20 protein-coding genes are annotated in these 21,750 nt (G+C 33.3%); 12 read left to right on the top strand and 8 right to left on the bottom strand.

The features are described from left to right. Positions 1 to 16 precede the first annotated feature (16 nt). Positions 17 to 838, top strand: a complete 822-nt coding sequence (larE, locus tag LQK79_RS13395; RefSeq protein ID WP_053242872.1) for an ATP-dependent sacrificial sulfur transferase LarE — start codon at positions 17 to 19, stop codon at positions 836 to 838. Between the two features lie 67 nt (positions 839 to 905). After that, positions 906 to 1,652 (top strand): nickel pincer cofactor biosynthesis protein LarB, encoded by a 747-nt coding sequence (gene larB / locus LQK79_RS13390; protein WP_231016861.1) that lies wholly within the window; start codon positions 906 to 908, stop codon positions 1,650 to 1,652. Between the two features lie 115 nt (positions 1,653 to 1,767). On the opposite strand, the gene LQK79_RS13385 is transcribed toward larB, so the two are convergent. Beyond that, positions 1,768 to 2,169, bottom strand: coding sequence for a winged helix-turn-helix transcriptional regulator (locus LQK79_RS13385; RefSeq protein WP_231016860.1), 402 nt, complete (start codon positions 2,167 to 2,169; stop codon positions 1,768 to 1,770). 218 nt (positions 2,170 to 2,387) lie between these two features. Between LQK79_RS13385 and LQK79_RS13380 the strand changes: the two genes are divergently transcribed. Next, a complete protein-coding gene (locus LQK79_RS13380; RefSeq protein WP_053242874.1) occupies positions 2,388 to 3,566 on the top strand; it encodes an iron-containing alcohol dehydrogenase in 1,179 nt (392 codons plus the stop codon). 60 nt (positions 3,567 to 3,626) lie between these two features. On the opposite strand, the gene LQK79_RS13375 is transcribed toward LQK79_RS13380, so the two are convergent. After that, a complete protein-coding gene (locus LQK79_RS13375) occupies positions 3,627 to 5,180 on the bottom strand; it encodes an ABC-F family ATP-binding cassette domain-containing protein (protein ID WP_231016859.1) in 1,554 nt (517 codons plus the stop codon). Positions 5,181 to 5,416: 236 nt separating this feature from the next. Here LQK79_RS13375 and LQK79_RS13370 point away from each other — a divergent pair, with 236 nt between their 5' ends. The 3 genes from LQK79_RS13370 to LQK79_RS13360 are packed head-to-tail and all read left to right on the top strand — an operon-like array spanning position 5,417 to position 9,340. Beyond that, on the top strand, positions 5,417 to 7,030 hold the full coding sequence (locus tag LQK79_RS13370) for a spore germination protein (RefSeq protein ID WP_231016858.1): 1,614 nt from the start codon (positions 5,417 to 5,419) through the stop codon (positions 7,028 to 7,030). A gap of 30 nt (positions 7,031 to 7,060) precedes the next feature. Continuing rightward, on the top strand, positions 7,061 to 8,218 hold the full coding sequence (locus LQK79_RS13365; RefSeq protein WP_231016857.1) for a Ger(x)C family spore germination protein: 1,158 nt from the start codon (positions 7,061 to 7,063) through the stop codon (positions 8,216 to 8,218). 12 nt (positions 8,219 to 8,230) lie between these two features. Then, positions 8,231 to 9,340 (top strand): GerAB/ArcD/ProY family transporter, encoded by a 1,110-nt coding sequence (locus LQK79_RS13360; protein WP_231016856.1) that lies wholly within the window; start codon positions 8,231 to 8,233, stop codon positions 9,338 to 9,340. Between the two features lie 54 nt (positions 9,341 to 9,394). On the opposite strand, the gene LQK79_RS13355 is transcribed toward LQK79_RS13360, so the two are convergent. Genes LQK79_RS13355 through LQK79_RS13345 form a run of 3 tightly spaced genes read right to left on the bottom strand, consistent with a single transcriptional unit; the run spans position 9,395 to position 13,028 of the window. After that, the gene (locus LQK79_RS13355) at positions 9,395 to 9,862 is read right to left on the bottom strand and encodes a (2Fe-2S)-binding protein (RefSeq protein ID WP_053242878.1); all 468 of its coding nucleotides are present in this window, start codon (positions 9,860 to 9,862) and stop codon (positions 9,395 to 9,397) included. Positions 9,863 to 9,865: 3 nt separating this feature from the next. Continuing rightward, on the bottom strand, positions 9,866 to 10,696 hold the full coding sequence (locus tag LQK79_RS13350; protein WP_231016855.1) for an FAD binding domain-containing protein: 831 nt from the start codon (positions 10,694 to 10,696) through the stop codon (positions 9,866 to 9,868). Continuing rightward, positions 10,683 to 13,028, bottom strand: coding sequence for a xanthine dehydrogenase family protein molybdopterin-binding subunit (locus LQK79_RS13345; protein WP_231016854.1), 2,346 nt, complete (start codon positions 13,026 to 13,028; stop codon positions 10,683 to 10,685). The genes LQK79_RS13350 and LQK79_RS13345 overlap by 14 nt, the downstream gene beginning before the upstream one ends. A 140-nt stretch (positions 13,029 to 13,168) precedes the next feature. On the opposite strand from LQK79_RS13345, the gene LQK79_RS13340 reads away from it, so the two are divergent. After that, positions 13,169 to 13,837 (top strand): hypothetical protein, encoded by a 669-nt coding sequence (locus LQK79_RS13340; protein ID WP_231016853.1) that lies wholly within the window; start codon positions 13,169 to 13,171, stop codon positions 13,835 to 13,837. Next, positions 13,834 to 14,271: a nucleoside-triphosphatase gene (locus tag LQK79_RS13335; RefSeq protein ID WP_231016852.1), complete on the top strand. Its 438-nt coding sequence runs from the start codon at positions 13,834 to 13,836 to the stop codon at positions 14,269 to 14,271. Before LQK79_RS13340 ends, LQK79_RS13335 begins: the two co-directional genes overlap by 4 nt. Before the next feature lie 628 nt (positions 14,272 to 14,899). Here the strand turns inward: LQK79_RS13335 and LQK79_RS13330 are convergent. Further along, entirely contained in the window at positions 14,900 to 15,769 is an 870-nt protein-coding gene (locus LQK79_RS13330; RefSeq protein WP_269144151.1) for an FUSC family protein, read from the bottom strand. Positions 15,770 to 15,862: 93 nt separating this feature from the next. On the opposite strand from LQK79_RS13330, the gene LQK79_RS13325 reads away from it, so the two are divergent. Beyond that, complete coding sequence (locus tag LQK79_RS13325; protein WP_231016850.1) at positions 15,863 to 16,426, top strand: nucleotidyltransferase family protein; 564 nt, start codon at positions 15,863 to 15,865, stop codon at positions 16,424 to 16,426. A 41-nt stretch (positions 16,427 to 16,467) separates the two neighbouring features. Here the strand turns inward: LQK79_RS13325 and LQK79_RS13320 are convergent, their stop codons facing one another. Beyond that, positions 16,468 to 16,740: a CD3324 family protein gene (locus LQK79_RS13320; protein WP_053242388.1), complete on the bottom strand. Its 273-nt coding sequence runs from the start codon at positions 16,738 to 16,740 to the stop codon at positions 16,468 to 16,470. A 153-nt stretch (positions 16,741 to 16,893) separates the two neighbouring features. Further along, positions 16,894 to 17,928 carry a threonine aldolase family protein gene (locus LQK79_RS13315; RefSeq protein WP_053242389.1) on the bottom strand — a complete coding sequence of 345 codons (1,035 nt, stop codon included), beginning with the start codon at positions 17,926 to 17,928 and terminating at the stop codon, positions 16,894 to 16,896. Between the two features lie 749 nt (positions 17,929 to 18,677). Here LQK79_RS13315 and LQK79_RS13310 point away from each other — a divergent pair. The 3 genes from LQK79_RS13310 (at position 18,678) to glgB (ending at position 21,714) form a co-directional block, all read left to right on the top strand. After that, entirely contained in the window at positions 18,678 to 19,577 is a 900-nt protein-coding gene (locus LQK79_RS13310; protein WP_231016879.1) for a GNAT family N-acetyltransferase, read from the top strand. A 27-nt stretch (positions 19,578 to 19,604) separates the two neighbouring features. Further along, a complete protein-coding gene (locus LQK79_RS20900; protein WP_269144148.1) occupies positions 19,605 to 19,730 on the top strand; it encodes a hypothetical protein in 126 nt (41 codons plus the stop codon). A gap of 76 nt (positions 19,731 to 19,806) precedes the next feature. Then, entirely contained in the window at positions 19,807 to 21,714 is a 1,908-nt protein-coding gene (gene glgB / locus LQK79_RS13305) for a 1,4-alpha-glucan branching protein GlgB (RefSeq protein ID WP_231016849.1), read from the top strand. Positions 21,715 to 21,750 lie beyond the last annotated feature (36 nt).

The raw sequence follows: 21,750 nt of genomic DNA, 5'->3' as shown, positions 1-21,750 counted from the left end.
GGGGAGGAAATCAAATATGCTATTACAAGAGAAATTTCAATTATTAAAAGATAATATAAAAAGAAGGGGCAGTGCAGCAATCGCTTTTTCAGGTGGAGTGGATAGTACATTTTTAGTTAAGGTTTCACATGAGGTATTAGGTGATAAAATGATAGCAGTTACAGCTACATCATCAACTTATCCTGAGAGAGAATTAAATGAAGCAATTAAATATGCTAAGAATATGGGAGTAAAGCATTTAATTATATCTTCAGAAGAGTTAGATATAGAGGGATTTGCTAGCAATCCTAAAAATAGGTGTTACTATTGCAAAAAAGAACTTTTTACAAAGATAGGTAAAGTAGCAAAGGAAAATGGGGTGGAGTATATTTTTGATGGCTCAAACCTTGATGATAACGGTGATTACAGACCAGGAATGCAAGCAGCTAGAGAGTTAGGAGTAATAAGTCCACTTAAAGAAGCGAATCTTACTAAAGCAGATATAAGAGAACTTTCAAAAGAGTTGGAACTTCCAACTTGGAATAAACCATCCTTTGCATGTCTATCTTCTAGATTTCCTTATGGAAAGAAAATAACTATTCCAAAGCTTAAAATGGTAGAGGAAGCAGAACAGTTTTTAATTGATATGGGTATAAAACAAGTGAGAGTAAGACATCATGGTGAAATAGCTAGAATTGAAGTCTCTCCTGAGGAAAGGGCTAAATTTTTTGATGTTCACGTAATGGATAAGATAGGAGAGAAGTTTAAAAAGATAGGATTTACTTATGTTACTTTAGATATCCTAGGATATAGAACTGGTAGTATGAATGAAGTTCTTTCTGCAGAAGAAAAGAAATAATTAGATAAAGTATCGGTAAAGATGAAAATTTTAGAAAAGCAAGTAGAAATCTTAGGAGGGAAAGCTAGTGAATAAAAAAGAAATTAAAGTTTTATTGGAAGGTGTTAAAAATAATAAAATAAATGTAGAAGAAGCTCTCGAGCAGCTAGAAGATTTGCCTTTTAAAGATTTAGGTTTTGCTAAAATAGATAACCATAGAGAAATGAGGGTTGGTTATCCAGAAGTAATATATTGTGCTGGAAAAACGGTAGACCAGGTTAGAGATATTGTTAAGTTTATGCTTGCAAAGAACAATAACATATTAGGAACTAGAGCTACCAAAGAAATGTATGAAGCAGTAAAAGAAATATGTGAGGAAGCAGAGTATAATGAACTTGGGAGGACAATAACCATAAAGAAAAAGGAACAAGCATTAACAGATAGTTATATTGCAATCGTGGCTGCTGGTACTTCGGATTTGCCAGTTGTGGAGGAGGCCTATGAAACTGCTAAAATACTAGGGAATAAAGCTATTAAGGTTGTGGATGTAGGAGTCGCAGGCATCCATAGACTTTTTGCAAGATTGGATGTTATTAGGGGAGCTAAAGTTGTAATAGTTATTGCAGGAATGGAAGGGGCGCTGGCCAGCGTTGTGGGAGGCCTTGTGGATAAGCCAGTTATTGCAGTCCCAACTAGTGTTGGTTACGGAACAAGCCTTGGAGGAGTTACAGCTCTATTATCAATGTTAAATAGCTGTGCAAGTGGTGTAAGTGTGGTTAATATTGATAATGGCTTTGGTGCAGCATATACTGCTAGTATGATAAATAAGTTATAAAAAAACGGATTTCCCGGTAAGCTAATTTTAGTGAAATCGCCAAACTATAAAGCTCGGCGATTTTTTTGATTATCACTTTAAATGGTTTATATAAAAGTGATAATAATAAATTTTGTTAAAGGTTATTATCATCTAATAATGATTCATTTATATATATGTCACATATATTATATTTTAGTTTGTATCCAAAAAAATTATTTTTGTATGCCCAATCACATAGTTTATCAAGAATGGGAATTATTTCTTTGCCATTTTTAGTAATAGAATACTCGACCTTTGGTGGAACTTCTGGGTATACTTTTCTTTCTATAAGCGCATTTTCTTCAAGTTCCCTTAGTTGCTTTGTTAGTATTTTATGGGTTATATCAGGTATTAAGTGTTGTAGTTGACTAAATCTTAAAGTGTGAAATTTCCATAAGAACCATAGAATTAAGGGCTTCCATTTGCCGCCCATAACACCAAAGCTTACTTCAAGTTCACATATAGCTTCCTTTGGCTTTTCATTTTTATTGCTCATAAGTTATTTTTAGTGAAAGTGTGTAATAAGTATTAGCTCTTCACTAAAACTGCCTTCCTTTCTTTTTTAGATGTACGTGGTATCATACATGATACAATGTATCAATAAAGTGCATTCTTGATAGTAATTATATAACTTATTATACTATATATGTACTTGCATAAAAGGTTAAAATTATATTTTTACAAATAATATTATTATATTGGAGGTACTTTGCTATGAATTTTAATTATTTTATTCCTACAAAAATTTTATTTGGACCTGGCAAATTAAATGAATTAACGAAAGAAGAACTTCCAGGTAAGAAGGCACTAATAGTTATTAGTTCAGGAAATTCTGTGAAGAGAAATGGATATCTAGATCGTTTAGAAAAAATTTTAACTGATAAATCGATTAAATATGTTTTGTTTGATAAAATTTTACCTAATCCTATAAAATCACATGTTATGGAGGGAGCAGAACTTGCTAAGAAGGAAAAGTGCGATTTTGTAATAGGACTTGGTGGTGGCAGTAGTATTGATTCTGCAAAGAGTATTGCTGTTATGGCAATAAATCCTGGTGATTATTGGGATTATGTAGTTGGTGGATCAGGAAAGGCAAAGTCTTTAGAAAATGGAGCTCTCCCTATTGTTGCAATAACTACGACAGCAGGAACAGGTACAGAAGCTGATCCATGGACAGTTATAACAAAAGAGGATACTAATGAGAAAATAGGTTTTGGCTGTGAACATACATTTCCAGTGCTTTCTGTAGTTGATCCAGAGCTTATGCTAACTGTCCCTCAAAATTTAACAGCTTATCAAGGCTTTGATGCACTTTTTCATTCAACTGAAGGTTATATTGCAAAAATAGCAACGCCAATTAGTGATGCCTATGCTCTTAAAAGTATTGAGTTAATAGCTAAATATTTGCCTATCTGCGTAAAAGACGGCAGCAATATAGAGGCACGTACTAAGGTGGCTTTAGCAAATACTCTTTCTGGGCTTGTTGAATCTACATCAAGCTGTACCTCTGAACATTCAATGGAACATGCTCTTAGCGCTAATCATAATAAGCTTCCACATGGTGCTGGACTAATTATGCTGTCAGAAGAATACTATACGTTCTTTGCATCCAAGGCACCTGATAAATTTATAGATATGGCCAAGGCTATGGGGATAGATGTTTCTTCTCTTCCAGAAGAAAAAAGACCTATGGCATTTGTAAAAGCACTTGTTAAACTTGAAGAAGAGTGCGGCGTACGTGAGCTTAAAATGTCCGACTACGGAATTACGAAAGAGGAAATTCCAGCACTTGCAAAAAATGCCCGTACAACAATGGGTGGATTGTTTGAGGTAGATCCATATTCATTATCACTTGAAGAAACAATAGATATTATGAATAAAGCTTATAAGTAAAAATAAAATCGCCAAGCATAAAATTTGGCGATTTTATATTATTTTTGGAACATAAACTTCTTAATGTGTTTTAATAGTCCAATCTTCGCAATTCCATACATTTGCCACAATATCTTCGTAAAATTCTGGTTCATGGCATACTAAAATTATACTGCCTTCATACTCTTTTAAAGCACGCTTAAGTTCATCTTTGGCGTAGATATCTAAGTGATTAGTAGGCTCATCTAATACTAATATATTAGTAGGTCTATTGATAAGTTTGCATAATCTAACCTTGGCTTGCTCTCCTCCACTCAATATATTAATTGGGCTATCTATGTGTTGGCGCGTTAATCCGCATTTAGCAAGATCGCTTCTAACTTCAGTTTGGGTTAAGTCAGGAAAGGTATTCCAAACGTCATATAAAACTGTGTTGGTATTATTTTCTGCAATTTCTTGCTCAAAGTATCCTACTTTTGTATATTCGCTTAAAGTTACCTGACCATCTATAGGTTCTAATAGCCCAAGCAGACTTTTTAAGAGAGTTGTTTTTCCTAAACCATTAGCTCCGGTTATTGCAATTTTTTCTCCTCTTTTCATTTTTAGATTTAGAGGTTTGCTTAAGGGAGTGATGTATCCGATAACTAGATTGTTAGTCCTAAAAATTATGCTTTCTGGCATCTTAGCACATTTAAAGTTAAAATGAGGTTTTATTGTATTCTTTTTTATTTCTATTCTTTCAATTTTATTTAGCTTTTTTTCTCTTGCTTTTGCCTGTTTTGCAGTTGCAGTTCTTACTTTATTTTTTCTTATATAATTTTCAAGCTTTGCAATCTCATTTTGCTGTTCTTTGTATTCAATTTGAAGCTGCTGCTTTCTTATTTCATAAAGCTTTAGAAAATAATCGTAATTCCCAGCATATCTTGTTAAGATTTTATGCTCAAGATGATAAACTATATTTACTACGTCGTTTAAAAAGCTATTATCATGTGATATTAATATAAATGCATTTTCATAATTTATTAGATAATTTTTTAACCATTCTATGTGCTCTTCATCAAGATGATTAGTAGGTTCATCTAATAACAAAATATCTGGTGTTTCTAGTAGAAGCTTAGCAAGTAAAACTTTAGTCCTTTGGCCTCCGCTTAAAGCCGAAACATCTTTATCTAAAAGTCCCCTAATTCCAAGGCCTGCAGCAGTTGACTGTATTTTTGTATTTATGCTGTAAAAGTCGTTTTTGTCTAAAATTTCTTGCAGGTTTGAGAGTTTATCAATGGCTTTTGCAAGTTCATTTTTATCCATAGTACCGAGCTCATTACACAAGTTATTGATTTTTTTCTCTATATCAAATAATTTTGAAAATGCACCTTTTAAAGTAGTAAGGGTAGTGTTTCCACTTTTTAAATCGACGTGCTGATCCATATAACCTATGCTAAACTTTTTATTCCATTCAATTGTGCCGTCATCTGGCAGGAGTTCACCTGTAATAATCTTCATAAAAGTCGATTTGCCTTCTCCATTGGCGCCAATTAGACCAATGTGCTCTCCTCTTAAGAGTCTAAAAGCTGCGTTTTTAAATATTACTCTATCACCAAATGAGTGGCTCATATTTTCAACTGTTAAAATACTCATGTTATCTACTTCCTTTGCTTATTAAAATCATATCATAAGTTTTTTTTAGCTCTCAAGTCTATAAACATTTCTGTAACGTTTTGGGTCGTGTATAGGGGGATTGGCTAGAAATCTATCTATTATAAGTAGGTAGTACACTTTTTACACCATAATTGCTGCTGAATTTAGTTGTGTGAATAATTTTAACTATATTAACCATACTAAATTTGTAACTATATTCTAAAGGAGGGGTTGCTGTGTCATTTTTAAAACATTTCAACAATGCGGAGAAAGATAGAGCTTTAAAACAAGATAAAAAATCTGAAAAAGAAGTACCGCAGGAAATAAAACTCTCCTTAGATTTAACTTCTAATATTGAAACAATAAAAGAAATAATGGGTTTTGCCAGTGATATAGTAGTTAGGGAGTTTACCATTATTACAGAGAATCAAATAATAAAAGCAGCGGTTATTTTGATTAAAGGCTTGGCTGAAAGAGAGCTCATTAATGAACAAGTTATAGGTTCATTGATGTCGAATGGAAGGTTTAGCAGGGTCAAAGACAATGCTGAGCTTTTTCAAGGGATAGAAGGATATGGTATACCTAATATCTGTGTAAGTGAAGAATCTGATGTTAATAATATAGTAAATGAATTAATTAGTGGAAATACAATTTTTCTTTTGGACAAAATAGATAAGACACTTATAATAGGAAGTTCTGGATGGAAAGATAGAGCTATTTCTGAACCCACCAGTGAAAATTCAGTGAGAGGAGCAAAGGATAGTTTTACAGAAAACATTGAAAATAATACTGCTTTAATAAGACGTCGTATTAAAAGTTCCGATTTAAGAATGGAAGCATTTAAAATAGGTGCAAAAACCAAAACAAAGGTATTAGTAGTCTATCTCGAAGGTATAGCAAAGAAGGAGATAATAAATGAAGTTAAAAGTCGATTGGAGAGGATTAAAATTGACGGTATACTTGAGAGCGGTTATGTTGAAGAACTAATAGAAGATACTCCTTTATCTCCATTTCCTCAGATAGAACACAGCGAACGACCTGACAAGGTTTCTGCAGCTCTTTTAGAGGGACGCGTGGCCATTCTTGTAGATACAACTCCTTATGTATTAATAGTTCCTACAATTTTTTTTCAGTTTATTCAATCAACAGATGACTATTATGAACGATTTCCAATAGGAACACTTACAAGGTTTGTTAGAATCAGTGCTTATTTTATTTCGGTTATTCTTCCTGCAACGTATATTGCTTTAACAAGCTTTCATCAGGAAATGATTCCTACTACACTGGCCTTGTCAATTGCAGCTTCTCGTGAGGGCGTACCTTTTCCTAGTATAGGAGAAGCATTTATGATGGAAGCTACATTTGAAATTTTAAGGGAGGCAGGTCTGCGCTTACCAAGGCAGGCAGGTCAAGCGGTGAGCATAGTAGGTGGTCTTGTTATAGGTCAGGCTGCAGTTCAGGCCGGAATTGTTTCACAGGCAATGGTAATTGTTGTAGCTTTAACAGGAATAAGTTCTTTTGCTATTCCAGCCTTTAATGCCTCAATTTCAGGACGATTGCTAAGGTTTCCGCTTATGATACTGGCTGCGGTACTCGGTTTGCCTGGTATTTTAGCAGGATTAAGTATAATAGTTATTCATTTAAATAGCCTGCGTTCTTTTGGGGTCAGTTATTTGGAGCCTTTTACATCAGCAGGTAAAAATGGGAACAAAGACATTATGGTAAGACCTCCATGGTGGAAAATGAATTGGCTTCCAAGTTATATTGCTCGTAAAGGATTTAGAAGGATGAGGCACAATGCAAAACCTGAATTCAAAACAGATTCCAACGAAAAAAGCGACAATAAATAACTCTGTTTTAAAGTGAAAGGAGAAATACGGATGAAGAGGAAAATAGCTTGTGTGTTAGTTATTATATTTTCACTTTTGCAGACTGGGTGTTGGGATGCTAGAGAAATTGATGAACTTGTTTTTGTATTAAGTATAGGCTTGGATAAAACTGATAATGGATTTAAAGTGACAGCACAAATTGCAAGTCCTGATACTTACAGTAAGACACCATCAGGTTCTGCCAGCCAAAAGGCTAAACCTTATTGGATAATTTCAAGTACGGGCAAAACAATCTTTGAGGCAATACGTAATATGTCTTCAATATCATCCCGTCGTATTTTTTGGTCTCATATTAAAGTAATAGTTATAAGTGAAGATTTGGCAAGAAGTAATACCTTAGAAATATTTGATTTTTTTAGCAGAAATCCCGAAATACGTTTGAGAGCTTTAGTAGCAGTTACACCGGGTGAGGCGGCAAAGGTTATTGATATTGTACCTGAAACGGAAAAAGATCCATCTATATATTTGGAAAAAATAATTGAAAATAGAAGTTTAAATGGTAAGTCTTACATGATAATGCTTAAAGATTTTCTTGAAGACTATCTTGATCCTAATGTAGGTCCGGTAACTTCAAGAATTATTCTTGATAAGTCAAAATTACCACATTTTTTAAAAACAAGCGGCGCATATGTTTTTGATGGTGGTAAGGTATCTGGTGCATTGAAGGAAGAACAGACAAGAGGACTTTTATGGATTAAAAACCAAATGAAAGATTCTATAATGGTTGTCAATTGTCCCTATGACTATAAACCTGTAACACTGGAAATTAAAAAAGCTAAGACATCCCTGAAAAGCCATATGCAAAGTGGAGTGCCAAGCTTTACAGTTAAAGTAAATGTAAGCGCCAACATTACTGAGCAATCATGTGATACTAATTTTAATGATATACAAAAATTGAATGAACTTGAGAAGGCGATGGAAACAGCCATTGCAAAGGATATACAATCTACAATAATAACGGCAAAAAATGATCAAATAGATTTTATTGGTTTAGGCCGCGTACTTCACAGTCAGCACAAAGAAAAGTGGCATGAAATGTATCCGAAATGGAAGGAAATTTTTAAAAATGTTGAGGTAAATGTAGCTGTAAAAGTAGATATTCGTCATGTATCATTGGCAAAACCGCTTGAAATAACCAAAGCGAAATAAGGGGTAAATAACATGGTAAAAGAAAAGAAAGTCATTAACAATAAGCAGTTCAGAGATATATTAATTTGCATTATGTGGCCTTCAACAATTAATTATGCCAGTGGCATGTTAGCGAGAGAGGTAGGGCGTGATATGTGGATAAGTGGTAGTATAAGCGTACTTACCGTACTGCCATTTGTTCTTCTTATTATTTATATGGGACAAAAATTTCCGAACAAAACAATAATAGAATACAGTGAGGAACTGCTGGGAAACGTATTGGGGAAAGTTTTGGGAGTACTGCTTGTAGTATATTTTTTTATTTCTGCTGCTAGTTCAATATCTATGTACATACATCATCTTAGTGATTTTTTACTCACAGGAACACCTTTTTTGGTGATTATTACGATGCATGTTTCTGTAATATGCTATTTAATATGGAAGGGACCTGAAGTTATTGCAAGGGTAGGAGTTATTGCATTTAAAGCAGCTGTAATTTTTTATTTGATGGTTTTTGCAGCTTCTCTTAGTGAAATAGATATCAGCAGGATTAAACCTTTTTTTGATTCAGGAGTTGTGAATGTATTTAAGTCAAGTCTGCAGGTCGATACATTTGTAGGCTTATCTCCACTAGTTGTGCCAATGCTTTTGCCAATGGTGCATGATCGAAAAAGTATTTTTGGAGCAGCTGTTTCTGGGGTGATTATCGGAGGCTTTTTCTTTGTATTCTATTTTGTTGTAGAATTAATGGTTATGGGACCGAAAGTAGTAGCATTAATGCGTATTGCTAGCATGGATTTTGTAAGATCTATTCAAATTACTAAATACCTTCATCGTTTTGAATCATTTATGGTTGCATTGTGGTATTGGAGCATAATGATTCAAGCAGGGGTTTTGAGTTCATGCTCCTTAGAGGCATTTGTGCAAACTACTGGAATAAAAAAGAAAAAGCTATTGATTATTATTTTTGGTTTAGCAATGATAGTTGCCACATATTATATGGCTAATAATAGGGTGTATTTTTTAAATTTAAGAGAACATGTATGGAAGTATTTTTCTATTCCAATTGATTTCGGAATACCATTGCTAATTGCTTTAGCTTTGGGTGTAAAAAAAATACGTAAATATAGGAGAAAAAAGTAAAGAGTATACTGATAAATAATTTTTTCTCGATTTTTCAAACGCTAATTTAAAAAATTAATTATTTTTTAGAATCGATTTAATTGCATTTTCTATTTCTTCATAACCTGTACATCGACAAATATTTGATTGCAGCCACTGCTGTATTACATAATCATTTGCATCAGGATGGATAGTAGCTAGAGCGTGACAGACCATCAAAAATCCAGAAGTACAATAGCCGCATTGAAAGCCCCAGTTTTCTACAAAAGCTTTTTGTATTGGTGCATTTTTTAAGCCCTCAACAGTTACTATCTTTTTACCTATTGCTTCAACTGTCAGCATTAAGCAGGATTTTATTGGCCAGCCATCTACAAGAATGGTGCATGAACCACAGTCTCCATTTTCGCAGCTAGGTTTAGCTCCTGTAAGTCCTAACTCATTTCGAAGGGTATTAAGCAAGATATCCGATGGTTTCGCAGCCACTTCCCTATCTTCTCCATTTACATTTAATACGATTATGGTTTTGCCAGAGATCTTTAACATATGCTATCCCTCCAATTTCTTTAAAACTTCTATAAGCATTCTTTGCAGCATAAATTTTCTAAAATTAGCTGATCCAGTTAAGTCAGTTAGTATTGAGCCTGGTATGTTATCTATGGTGTTGTTGATCTTAATTTTATTTTGAGGATTAGGATCGTTTAAATAACCTTCAATTAAAGAAGATCTAAATGGATAGTTGCAAAGTCCACTAAAGGCTATGTTTATTCCGTTATTATCTTTAAGTGCTGCAAGTGTAATTAATGGGTAGTCTATTTTATCACTTTTAGTTCTTTTTACATGACAATATGGCAAAGATAAAAAATGATTGTCTATTACTATGCTTACTATAAATTCACCGCTGCTTAATTTTATTCTTTTATCAAATATATCTTTTAATAAAACCTGCTTTATCCCGTTTGGGGTTGCTATAACTACCTCGCTGTTAGATACTAAAAGTGGTAATACAGCCTCACGGTATATAATAGTACCTGCTATATTTCCTCCAAGCGTGATTTTATCCTGCACAGTGTGGTCTGCGATTCTTTGCACTGTTAAGGCAAGTAAAGGAAATAAATTTGCTTCGGCAATTTGTGTAAGAGTAACAGCAGCTCCAATAATAAGTTTGTTGTTTTTTAATTCTTGAACATTACATTCTGCAATGCCTTTTATATCAATAACTGCTTCAGTGTATACATTGTAAGCTCTTGCCATACTTATGATTTCAGTTCCGCCGCCATAATATAAAGGCTTATTTCCTTTAATGCTTAAATCTAAATATAATTTGATGGCTTCTTCAATTGTGTCAGGTTTATAGTATTCAAAATCAAAGGGTATCATAATTTCCTCCAGTTTTAGCTTTCCAAATTGTTTCAGGTGTTATGGGAAGGCTATCAAATTCATACTCGGCTGCCTTTGATATAGCATTTGAAAATGCAGCTGGGATTGCTATTATTCCATGCTCCGCAAGTCCTCGAGCTCCAAAGGGTGCATCAATTTGTGGTGTTTCAATAAATTTCACTACATACTTAGGATTTTCACCAAATCTTATTGGTTTATAAGTTCGAAGCGTAGTAGTCTGAAGTTTAGCATCAGCATCGTATTCAAAGGCTTCTCTAGTGGCTATCCCAAATCCCATATTTACTCCTCCCATTATAAGCCCTCTTGCGGTTTTAGGATTGATTACTTTGCCTGCATCTAGGACTGTAATGGCTTTTAAGAGTCTATATGTAAAATTCTTTGGATCATACTCTATTTCGACAGCTTGAGCACCTACAGTCCAAGCTGGGCCAGGTTTACCCTTTCCTGTTTCTTCATCTATATCGGTAATATGGCTCATTATAAAGCTTCCACGTCCAAGTATTTGTCCGTCAACTGCAAGACCATTTGCTTGTTTATGTCCTCTGGCTAAATCTTTAAAAGAAACGTATATTTCAGGATCTTGCCTTAAATATACTTTTTCTTCTTTAATGTCTAAATCTTCTGGAGGAGATTTCATAACAGTAGCAGCTACACTTTTTAGTTGGCGGATAAGATCTTCCGCAGCTCTAAGGGTAGCTCTTCCTGCCATAAATGTCGACATGCTTGCAACAGTTTTCCAATGCTCCGGTGAAACCTGGGTGTCTACGCCCATAAATACATGAATTCTTGCTACATCCATTTTTAATCTTTCGGCAAGGATTTGAGCTAAAGTGGTCTTTGTGCTAGGACCAATTTCAACAGTTCCAGAGTTGAGATTTAAGCTTCCATCTGTATTAAAGGTTAGAAAAATTCCAGAAACAGCATCAGTTGGTGAATCTGAGGTTTTCCAAAGACAGCCTATTCCCTTGGCTTTTATCATGCCATTTTTTGTTCTTATTATTTGACCTTCCTCCCATTTTGCTAGCTTTTTTAATTTTTTTAGACAAGAGGATAAATCTCCTATATTGCTTACGGTTGTTTTTACTTGTGTTGGCGTATGCTGACCAGGTTTTATAGCATTTTTAGCTCTTAGTTCTAACGGATCAATACCAAGCTTTTCTGCTAATTTATCCATCAATCTTTCCATGCAAAAAGTGTATTCTGTATGACCAAATCCACGAAAAGCAGTTGTATAAGTATGATTGGTGTAAACACATAATGAATCACACCATATATTATCAATGTTATATGGACCTGAACCATCTACAGCTATGGCCTTAGCTATGCGGGGAGTACTATCAGCGTAAGCACCACTGTCAACCATGTACTTAGCTTCAAGGACTTTAATAATTCCATTTTTCTCTGCCCCTATTTTTAAGTTTGCTTCGAGACCTATTTTACAAGGCGAAGTTTTAATATCTTCTTCCCTTGAGTTTGATATTTTAACTAATCTACCATTAACAGCTTTTGAGGCAATATATGCAAGAAGCTCTAAATTCACAGTCGCCTTTCCGCCAAATCCACCACCTACAAAAGGTACTTTAACGACTATGTTTCCTTCAGGTATATTATAATATTTGCTTAAAAGAGTTTTTACAGAATATGGTGCTTGGGAAGAGGTATAAATTATTACTCTTCCATCAGTCATAATTTGAGCTTTGGAGTTTCTAGTTTCCATTGCGATATGGTCAGACTGTGGGAGAGAAAAGTTTCCTTCTACAGTAATTTCGCTTTCCGCCCATCCTTTTTTTATATCGCCTTTTCTTATTTGAATTCTATCGGAAATATTTGTGTTTTTCTCAGGATATACATCATGTACTGTATGCTCATACTGCATTAAATTTTCATGTACAAGGACCGCATTTGGCCTTAATGCATCATTTATTGAATTGACAACAGGCAGAGGTTTATATTTTATATTTATTAGTTTTAGAGCCTTCATTGCTTCTTGCTCGCTGTTTGCAACTACTATTGCTACTGGTTCACCGTAATAACGAACTTTATCCTTTGCTATAGGAGGTCTGTCTTTTATTACTGAGCCACACATGGTAGGAAAGGAATCCCCTGTTATTATTGCTTGAACACCAGATGCTTTTCTTGCTGCCGATACATCTATTGATTCAATCTTTGCATGTGCATAACGACTTGTAAGTATTTTTGCGTGTAAAGTATCAGGAAGTAGTGGATCATCAGTATATTTCGCCGCTCCTGTAACTTTATCAAAAGCTTCTTTTCTTGGTATGCTTACTCCAATTCCTACTGTGTTACTCAAGTGATTTACCTCCTTATGAAAAGATATTATTATAGTATATATTTCCCAATTCAATGATAAGTATGCAGTTTACTTTGAATGTCATAAAAATTAAATAAGAAAAATAAAATATAAGGAATATTTAAATTTGGGGGATTTATATGATTAATTGGTTAATAAAATTACGTCAGCAGGAGAAACTATGGAAAAATTTCTGCACTGTTGTATTCTTTGGATCTATTTGGGGTATAGTTGAAGCTACACTTGGATACCTATTACATCGAATGAATTTAAGCGTAGGATGGTGTATATGGTTTCCTCTTGCTTTTTATTTTTTGGATAAAATCTATAGAAAAACAGGGGATGCGTGGTGCGTGCTTTATGGAGGCTTTGTCGCAGCAGCAATAAAGCTTACTGATTTGTTTATTGAACCAAACGTTATTAAGGTGGTTAATCCATCTGCCTCTATAATTTTTGAGGTTGTCTCACTGCTTATTTTGTACAAGGTAATGGAAAAAAGGAATAAGAAGGTAGGAGTTTTAGGCATAGCTGGAGTAAATGTAGCATGGAGAGCAATTTTCCTAACATATATTTTTTTGTTTATGCCAAAAACAGTTATATCTACATCGCAGCTCAGAGCGTTAAATCCATTTTTACAATTCATGCTGCTTGAAAGTGCCGCAAATACTATCATTATTGAAGCATATTTAATATTAAGAGAAAGATTTTCAAAAAAACGGGTAAAGGAGAAGCAAGGAGGCATAAGTATAAAAATTGCTTTATCCATTGCAATGTTTTTATTTGCTATAGTGCTGCATAAATTCATATGATTAATATAATTACTGGAAGCGTTAATTCAGGAAAATCAACAAAGCTTGTTAATATCTATAAAAATTTAGGTAAAGGGGATGGATTTTTTAATAAGAAGATATACAATGAAAATTTTTATATAGGACAGAAAATTGTAATATGGTCTTTAAAGGGGAAGCTTCCAAATTGCTGGCAAGAGGAATACAGTTATGAAACCTATAGTTTCTCTAGGGCGGCACTAAAGTTTGCAGAACAAATAATTAATTCACTGCTTGCATCAGAGGAACCAATATTTATAGACGAAATTGGTCCTCTAGAACTTCAAAACAAGGGTTTCCATAAGCTGTTTCAGCGCTGTCTCACGCTTAATAAGGAATTATATGTTGTTATAAGGAAAAGCTGTGTTAAAATGATAATATGTAAATACAATATAAAAGACTATAAGATTATATAGATAAACTAGAATTTAGCGAGGTGATATTGATTTGGGATATTAAATAAAGCTAATAAATCTAAGATGATAAATCCTAAAAATCTAAGAGAATTTAATAACTCGCATACGCTCAAGCAGATTAAATTCTCTAAGACTTTTACGATTTATCATCTAAGATTTATAAAGCTTTATTTAAACCATCCCAAGTCAACATCACTTCACTTAGCCCGAAAAAGCAAGGAAGATACACATATTGGAGTTTGGGCGTAAGCCCATGTGATTCATGAACAAAATGTTATGTACTTTCTATAATCCGATTCTCTACGAAAAACACACTGTAAATGATATTTTACAATAAAATAAATGCTAAATTGTTTAAATAAAGGATTATAAAGATTCACGTCAAAATTCCGTAGGTACGGAGGAATTTTTTCCTTGCACTACCGTGGGGGTGAAGTAACAATGCTGAAGGAACGGTTTAAAAAAATTCTAATAAATCTTGGTTCAAAAATTGTAAAATGCTTAGATATTTCAATCTGTTTAAGCGTATGCGAGTTATTGAAATTTCTTAGTATTTTACAATTTTTGAGCCTTAGATTTATAGGATTTTTTTAACGGGACGAAGCATTGTTACTTCACAAATTCCAGTTTATCGAGGTACATTCATTATAGATTTTAGAAGTCTTTCAAGATGATAGTTATAAATTATGCTAATTTCACTATTTTCACATTTCTTATAATGATTTTTTAAGGGAAAAATTTTATTTATCATTTCTGCATTTTTAGCATTTGGTGAACATGTGTTGCCAATTGAGTTGATAATGTTAAGTTCATCATATGCACGTTTTAAATTTTCATAAATTGATGTCATTTCTTGTAATTTTGTTCTCCATATTTTTTTAAAATGAATTTGATCTTTATAGATTGTTAGTAAACCTTGAACATTGTTTATCTGCTTATATAGTGAATCTGTTTTAATTTCTACATGAAAAAAAATTTTAGATTTAACTGCTTTTAAAAGGTCATTATATAAAATTCTTGTATTTTTTATGACTGTAGAATAGGTGGTCAATGAAAGTGCAAGGTTATTAACAGTAGCCGTAATGGCAATTCCAATAAAGGTATCAAGAAGTCTATTAAGGCTGTAGAGCCATACTGTTTCGCCTTTAATTCCTACCATTATTGATATAAATATAAGACAAGCTATTGCGGCTGAGTTTTCCCAATTAATAAATTTACAGGTATAAATAATTATTATAACTCCAATTCCAGTAAGTAACGCATTTGTAGGCCTAATTAAAGCTAATAAAATTCCAATTACTGCTCCTATTGAGCTTCCTATCATTCTGTTTCCGCTTGATTTTATAGTGTCCTCAAGATTTGACGATATAGGCATAACAGCAGGAAGAGCAACGAAAAAAGGATATTTAAGTTTTAGTAATTTTGATACAATCATACAAAGACATACTGAAATGCCAGACCGTAAAGCTTTATTTCCTAACCACACTATAATCACCATCCTAATAATTCAAGTTAATATAAGTTATATTTTTTGTGTTTCTTGGAGAAAATATACATTGTGGAATTAAGGGAACAGAGTAGAGGTGTTAAAGTGAGTATTGATGGAGTTGTGTTGGCAGCCGGATTGTCCAGCAGGATGGGAAAATATAAAATGACGTTGAAATTTAGGCAAAAGACAATCATAGAAAATTGCATAGAAGCTATGTATGAGTGCTGCTCTAATATCATAGTAGTTGGTGGCTATAATTATAATATAATTAACGAACTTTTGAGGCCATATAGAAAAGTGAATGTTGTTTTAAATAAAAATTATATGGACGGGATGTTTAGTTCCATAAAGATGGGGCTTAAAAAAGTTAAAGGAAACCGGTTCTTTTTAACTCCAGGAGATTATCCACTAATAAGAAAAGATACCTATGAAAAAATACTTAAATTCAAAGCTGATATTGTCATACCCATGTATGAGGGAAAAAAAGGCCACCCTGTACTTATAAATAGTGATTTAATAGATGATATATTGGAGAATGATAATTATGAATCAATGAGGGATTTTATAAACTCACATAACTTCACAACTGTTTCAGTAAAAGATGAGGGAATATTGATGGATGCTGATACTCCAAAGGACTATAATAAAATTAAAAGAGAGGTATAATTTTTCAGCGCTGAAAAACTTGCCTCAACTTATAAGTGGCTTTAATCGCTCTTTTCTTTCCGTATAATTCTTCTAATACTGCTTTCTGTTAAGAAATACTGTTCAGATAAAGTTTCAACAGCTACTCCTAGAAGGTATTTATTAAAAATTTCGTTATCTCTTTCCTTTAGATATCGTTTAGTTTCAGTATTTTCTCCCCAGGATTTTTTGTTCTCGTTTTTTCTAGGTATATAAATATATGATCCATCGGTGTATTTTTGAATTATTTCAATTATACTTTCTGGTAGTATATTTTGTGCTTTTTCATATTTCATAAGTCTCGCTCCATTCTATATTTAATTTATAAATGAAGAAGCAAAGACTGAATAAAACATGAATTAATTTCGCTCCAAGCAAAAGTCGTTCATGCTTTACAATCCTTGCATGGAGCGTGGTACATTAGCTAAAAACATAATTAATTCACTTCCTTATATTGATTTAATACTCTCTACTAATTTTATCACATTTTCTTCCTTTGTGGCCCAACTTGTGCAAAAACGAACAGCACTGTGGATGCCGTCTATTCTTTGCCAGTAAGAATACACATAGTTTTTACCTAATTTTTCAAGCACAGTATCTGGCATGATAGGAAACTGTTGATTTGTACTTGATTCTATAAGAAAAGGATATCCTTTTTCTATTAAAGCTTTTTTAATAAGCATAGACATTTCGTCTGCATGTTTTGACATTTTAAAGTATAAATTATCTTCAAATAAAGTGGAAAACTGTATTCCAAGAAGTCTTCCCTTGGCAAGCATACCTCCTTTTTGTTTTATTAAATAGCGAAAATCTTCTTTTAAAGCTTCATTAGAAATTACAACAGCTTCTCCAAATAAAGCTCCTATTTTAGTGCCTCCAATATAAAAAGCATCACAAAGCTTTCCAATAGTCTGCAAATCTAAATCATTATCTTCTGCACAAAGGCCATATCCTAGGCGGGCACCATCCATGTACAGTATAAGATTGTTTTTTTTGCAAGTTTGGCTTAGGGCTGTTAATTCAGCTTTAGAATAAATAGTTCCTATTTCAGTAGGGTTTGATATGTATACCAATTTAGGCTGTACCATATGTTCGGCTGATGGATCATTAAAATGGGTGTCGTATGCGTCTTGTATTTGATTTGCAGTTAATTTACCATTGCTGCTATTAAGAGCAAGCACCTTGTGACCAGTTGCTTCTATGGCTCCAGTTTCATGGACATTAATGTGACCGGTTGTTGCTGCAATTGCACCTTGGTAGGGTCTAAGGGCAGCTGCTATAACTGTAAGATTTGTTTGAGTTCCACCTACTAAAAAGTGAACATCTATGTCCTGACGTCCGCATTTTTCCTTAATTATGCGTTCAGCTTCTTTGCAGTAATTATCTTCGCCGTAGCCTATTGTTTGCTCGTAGTTAGTCATTGATAGTTTTTCTAATATTTTTGGGTGTGCGCCTTCTGTGTAGTCACAATCGAAACGAATCATGAAAATTCCTCCCTTTAGTTAATTAAATTAAGTATAATATAAAGATTAAAAAATTCAAAGCCAAATTTAAAATTAAGAGAGATTTCTTCAACTCATTATTACCTCATTGACTATACGAGTAAATATGACCGTATATGGTGTATTCTTGTTTAAGAATTAAGTAGTAGGTTGTTGTTAAGGAAAGAGTAAGGGATAATATAGATGGAGAGCTTAGAACTTGAAATTTATAAAGTTTTATTTAAACCATCCCAAATCAACATCACTTCACTTAGCCCGAAAAAGCAAGGAAGATACACATATTGGAGTTTGGGCGTAAGCCCATATGATTCATGAACAAAATGTTATGTACTTTCTATACTCCGATTCTCTACGAAAAACACACTGTAAATGATATTTTACAATAAAATAAATGCTAAATTGTTTAAATAAAGTATTATAAATATTCACGTCAAAATTCCGTAGGAACGGTTTAAAAAAATTCTAATAAATCTTGGTTCAAAAATTGTAAAATGCTTAGATATTTCAATCTGTTTAAGCGTATGCGAGTATAAACATACGCGGGGTTTGGGCTTTGCCCATTATCCTTCTAGAACCCAAAGCAACCACTTTTTTTAAATAACCACTTAGATTTATAGGATTTTTTTAACGCGACGAAGCATTGTTACTTCACAAATTCCAGTTTAACAGGATCAATTTGGTAGTAGTCATTTGAAACTTTCAGGCTGTGTATCTATATATTGGAGGAAATAATTATGGAGTATGTAAATATTAATGAGAAGAAATATAAGATTGTTATTGGAAATGGCAAGGATGATAGCTATAGAGGCAGTTTCAATGCTTTAACTGAAAAAACCTTTGGATTTAATTTTGAAAATTGGTATCAAGGTGGATATTGGAAAGGCAAGTATATACCGTATTCACTTATGGATGGAGACAAAGTTGTTTCAAATGTATCAGCTAACTTGATGGATTTAGAGGTTTTTGGTGAAAAGAAAAAATATATTCAGTTAGGAACTGTTATGACGGATGAATTCTATAAAAAACAAGGATTAGCTAGGAGACTCATGGAAAAAGTACTTGCAGATTATAAAGATAAGAGCGATTTGATTTATTTGTTTGCCAATGATTCTGCTGTTCATTTTTATCCTAAATTTGGTTTTACTAAAATAGATCAATATGTTTGCACTAAAGTCATAAGTAAAACAGAAAATGGTGGAGCTTTTAGAAAGTTAAATATGAATGATTTAAATGATAGAGTTTTAGTGTACAATAAGGCAAAAGCAGCTTTTCCTATAGCTCAAATTTTTATGTGTAATAATGGTGAACTCACTATGTTTTATTGCGATGGGTTTATGAAAAATAGTGTCTACTATGTTCCCTGTTATGATGCAGTTGTAGTTGTAGATTTTAATAAAGATGAGCTTAAATTATTTGATATTTTTTGTGAGAAAAAAGTTTCTGCAGATGATATAATTAACTGCGTTGTAAATGAAAACATAAAAAAAGTGAAACTTTATTTTACACCAAAGGAAACAGCTTCTTATGAAGTTAAACGGTTAGAATTGGAAGGTACTTTATTTGTAATGGGAAAAGACAAAGCATTATTTCAAGGAAAGAAATTTATGTTTCCTGAGTTGTCGCATACTTAAAATTAAATGTTTATTTTTCAAACTCTTATGGAATTACTTCAAAGAATGAGTTATACTAATTTGCCTGTTAGGTATGGCATTGTGACAGATGATGATATTGCAAAGCCAGTTGTGGAAATGATTATAAATTTTATAAAAAGTGAAGTGAATTGATTCGAAATATATGATATAATTACCAATAAATAGATAAGCATTAAAATTAAAAATAGGGTACAAAGGGGGGGGAGATATGAAACTTCAAGATTTTTATGATGGAAAGTCATTTGATGCATATGAGTATTTTGGAGCACATAAGGAGAATGACACATTTACTTTCCGTACTTATGCGCCAAGTGCAAGAATGGTTACAATTGTAGGGGAATTTAATGGTTGGAATGAGCAAATAATGAATCAGGAAGCTCAAAGTGGTGTTTTTTCTATAAGTGGAATCAATGCAGATTATGGCATGATGTATAAGTATTGTATTTATGGAAGTAATGGAGGGAGGCAAGAGCATTGTGATCCATATGGACTTTTTATGGAACTTAGACCAGGGGCATGCTCTATAATTGCAGATTTAAAATCATACCGTTTTCATGATGGTGAGTGGATGAGTAAGCGCAGTGTTAATTATAACAAGCCGCTTAACATATACGAACTTCATTTAGGATCTTGGAAAAAGGAATCGGAAGAAGAAACTGGGTGGTATTCTTATTCTGAAATTGCAGATTTGCTAGTTGATTATGTTAGAGAAAATGGGTATACGCATATTGAAGTTATGCCACTGTCAGAGCATCCTTTTGATGGCTCCTGGGGGTATCAAAATACTGGATTTTTTGCGTCTACTTCAAGATATGGAACACCTGATGAACTTAAAGAAATGGTAGATAAGATGCATAAGGCTGGTATTGGGGTTATTTTAGATTTTGTTCCGGCTCATTTTGCCATAGATGGATATGGATTAAAGAAATATGATGGTACTTGTTTGTACGAATACCCAAGTAGTGATGTAGGGGTAAGCGAATGGGGAAGCTGTAATTTTATATATTCGAGACGAGAAGTTAGATGTTTTGTACAGTCGGCAGCTAATTATTGGCTCAAAGAATTTCATTTTGATGGACTTAGAATGGATGCGGTAAGCCGACTTATTTATTGGCAGGGAGATGAAAGAAGAGGACAAAATGGGCAGTCAGTAGAATTTATTAAAGCAATGAATGAAGGTCTAAAAAGGCTTCATCCAACAGCTATGCTGATTGCAGAGGATTCTTCACATTACAAGGGAGTTACTGAACCTGTTTGGATGGGCGGTTTGGGCTTTGACTATAAATGGGACTTGGGCTGGATGCATGATACCTTAGAATACTTTCAAACAGCCCCGGAATATCGTCCTAGGGATTATAACAAATTGACTTTTTCTATGATGTATTTTTATGATGAAAGATATATTTTAGCACTTTCTCATGACGAGGTAGTTCATGGAAAGGCCACAATACTTCAGAAAATGAATGGAGCTTATGATTGTAAATTTCCTCAGGCAAGAGCAATGTATTTATATATGATGATGCATCCGGGTAAGAAGCTTAATTTTATGGCAAATGAGATAGGACAATTAAGAGAGTGGGACGAAAAAAGAGAACAAGATTGGGATATTCTTAAGTTTCCTATTCATGGTGCTTTCCATCAATATATGATAGGTTTGAATAAAATTTATACTCATTATGAAGCACTGCATGATGACTATAATAAGGATAATTTTAGATGGGCAGATTGCAGCCAAAATGACAATTGTATTTATGCTATCAATAGATATGGAGCCAAAGAAACATTATTGGCGATTTTTAATTTTGGAGACAAAGACTTAGAAAATTATAGTGTAGCATTAAAAGAAGGACAAAAATCTAAATTAATTCTTCACAGCAATTGGGACAGATATAATGGTACAGTCTCAGAAGAAGAGGAAATATATAAAATTGATGATAGTGATGGACAAGCTAAATTAACTGTGAAAATATCAGCATTTAGTGGTATGTTATTTGAGATATTTGATGAAGAACAAAATAATTATAGTAAGGAAAATGAAAATATGAATTCAAGTGAAGTAAAACAACAACAAGTAACATTAAAAACTAAAACTAAGCTGGAAAAATTTAATAAGTAAGACGCTAATTTGTTGGAGGGACTGTCATACTTGGTA

This window comes from Clostridium guangxiense, assembly GCF_021043395.1.
Classification (GTDB): Bacteria; Bacillota; Clostridia; order Clostridiales; family Clostridiaceae; genus Clostridium_S; species Clostridium_S guangxiense.
This window is presented reverse-complemented; position numbering and strand designations above follow the sequence as displayed.

What these genes read in the sequence shown, in the direction of transcription:
- LQK79_RS13380 (WP_053242874.1), top strand. Translation starts at nt 2,388, where the DNA reads ATGAATTTTAATTATTTTATTCCTACAAAAATTTTATTTGGACCTGGC.
- LQK79_RS20900 (WP_269144148.1), top strand. Translation starts at nt 19,605, where the DNA reads ATGGAATTACTTCAAAGAATGAGTTATACTAATTTGCCTGTTAGGTAT.
- LQK79_RS13320 (WP_053242388.1), bottom strand. Translation starts at nt 16,740, where the DNA reads ATGAAATATGAAAAAGCACAAAATATACTACCAGAAAGTATAATTGAA.
- LQK79_RS13315 (WP_053242389.1), bottom strand. Translation starts at nt 17,928, where the DNA reads ATGATTCGTTTCGATTGTGACTACACAGAAGGCGCACACCCAAAAATA.
- LQK79_RS13335 (WP_231016852.1), top strand. Translation starts at nt 13,834, where the DNA reads ATGATTAATATAATTACTGGAAGCGTTAATTCAGGAAAATCAACAAAG.
- LQK79_RS13360 (WP_231016856.1), top strand. Translation starts at nt 8,231, where the DNA reads ATGGTAAAAGAAAAGAAAGTCATTAACAATAAGCAGTTCAGAGATATA.
- larE (WP_053242872.1), top strand. Translation starts at nt 17, where the DNA reads ATGCTATTACAAGAGAAATTTCAATTATTAAAAGATAATATAAAAAGA.
- LQK79_RS13385 (WP_231016860.1), bottom strand. Translation starts at nt 2,169, where the DNA reads ATGAGCAATAAAAATGAAAAGCCAAAGGAAGCTATATGTGAACTTGAA.
- LQK79_RS13375 (WP_231016859.1), bottom strand. Translation starts at nt 5,180, where the DNA reads ATGAGTATTTTAACAGTTGAAAATATGAGCCACTCATTTGGTGATAGA.
- LQK79_RS13355 (WP_053242878.1), bottom strand. Translation starts at nt 9,862, where the DNA reads ATGTTAAAGATCTCTGGCAAAACCATAATCGTATTAAATGTAAATGGA.
- LQK79_RS13365 (WP_231016857.1), top strand. Translation starts at nt 7,061, where the DNA reads ATGAAGAGGAAAATAGCTTGTGTGTTAGTTATTATATTTTCACTTTTG.
- LQK79_RS13340 (WP_231016853.1), top strand. Translation starts at nt 13,169, where the DNA reads ATGATTAATTGGTTAATAAAATTACGTCAGCAGGAGAAACTATGGAAA.
- LQK79_RS13330 (WP_269144151.1), bottom strand. Translation starts at nt 15,769, where the DNA reads ATGGTGATTATAGTGTGGTTAGGAAATAAAGCTTTACGGTCTGGCATT.
- LQK79_RS13350 (WP_231016855.1), bottom strand. Translation starts at nt 10,696, where the DNA reads ATGATACCCTTTGATTTTGAATACTATAAACCTGACACAATTGAAGAA.
- glgB (WP_231016849.1), top strand. Translation starts at nt 19,807, where the DNA reads ATGAAACTTCAAGATTTTTATGATGGAAAGTCATTTGATGCATATGAG.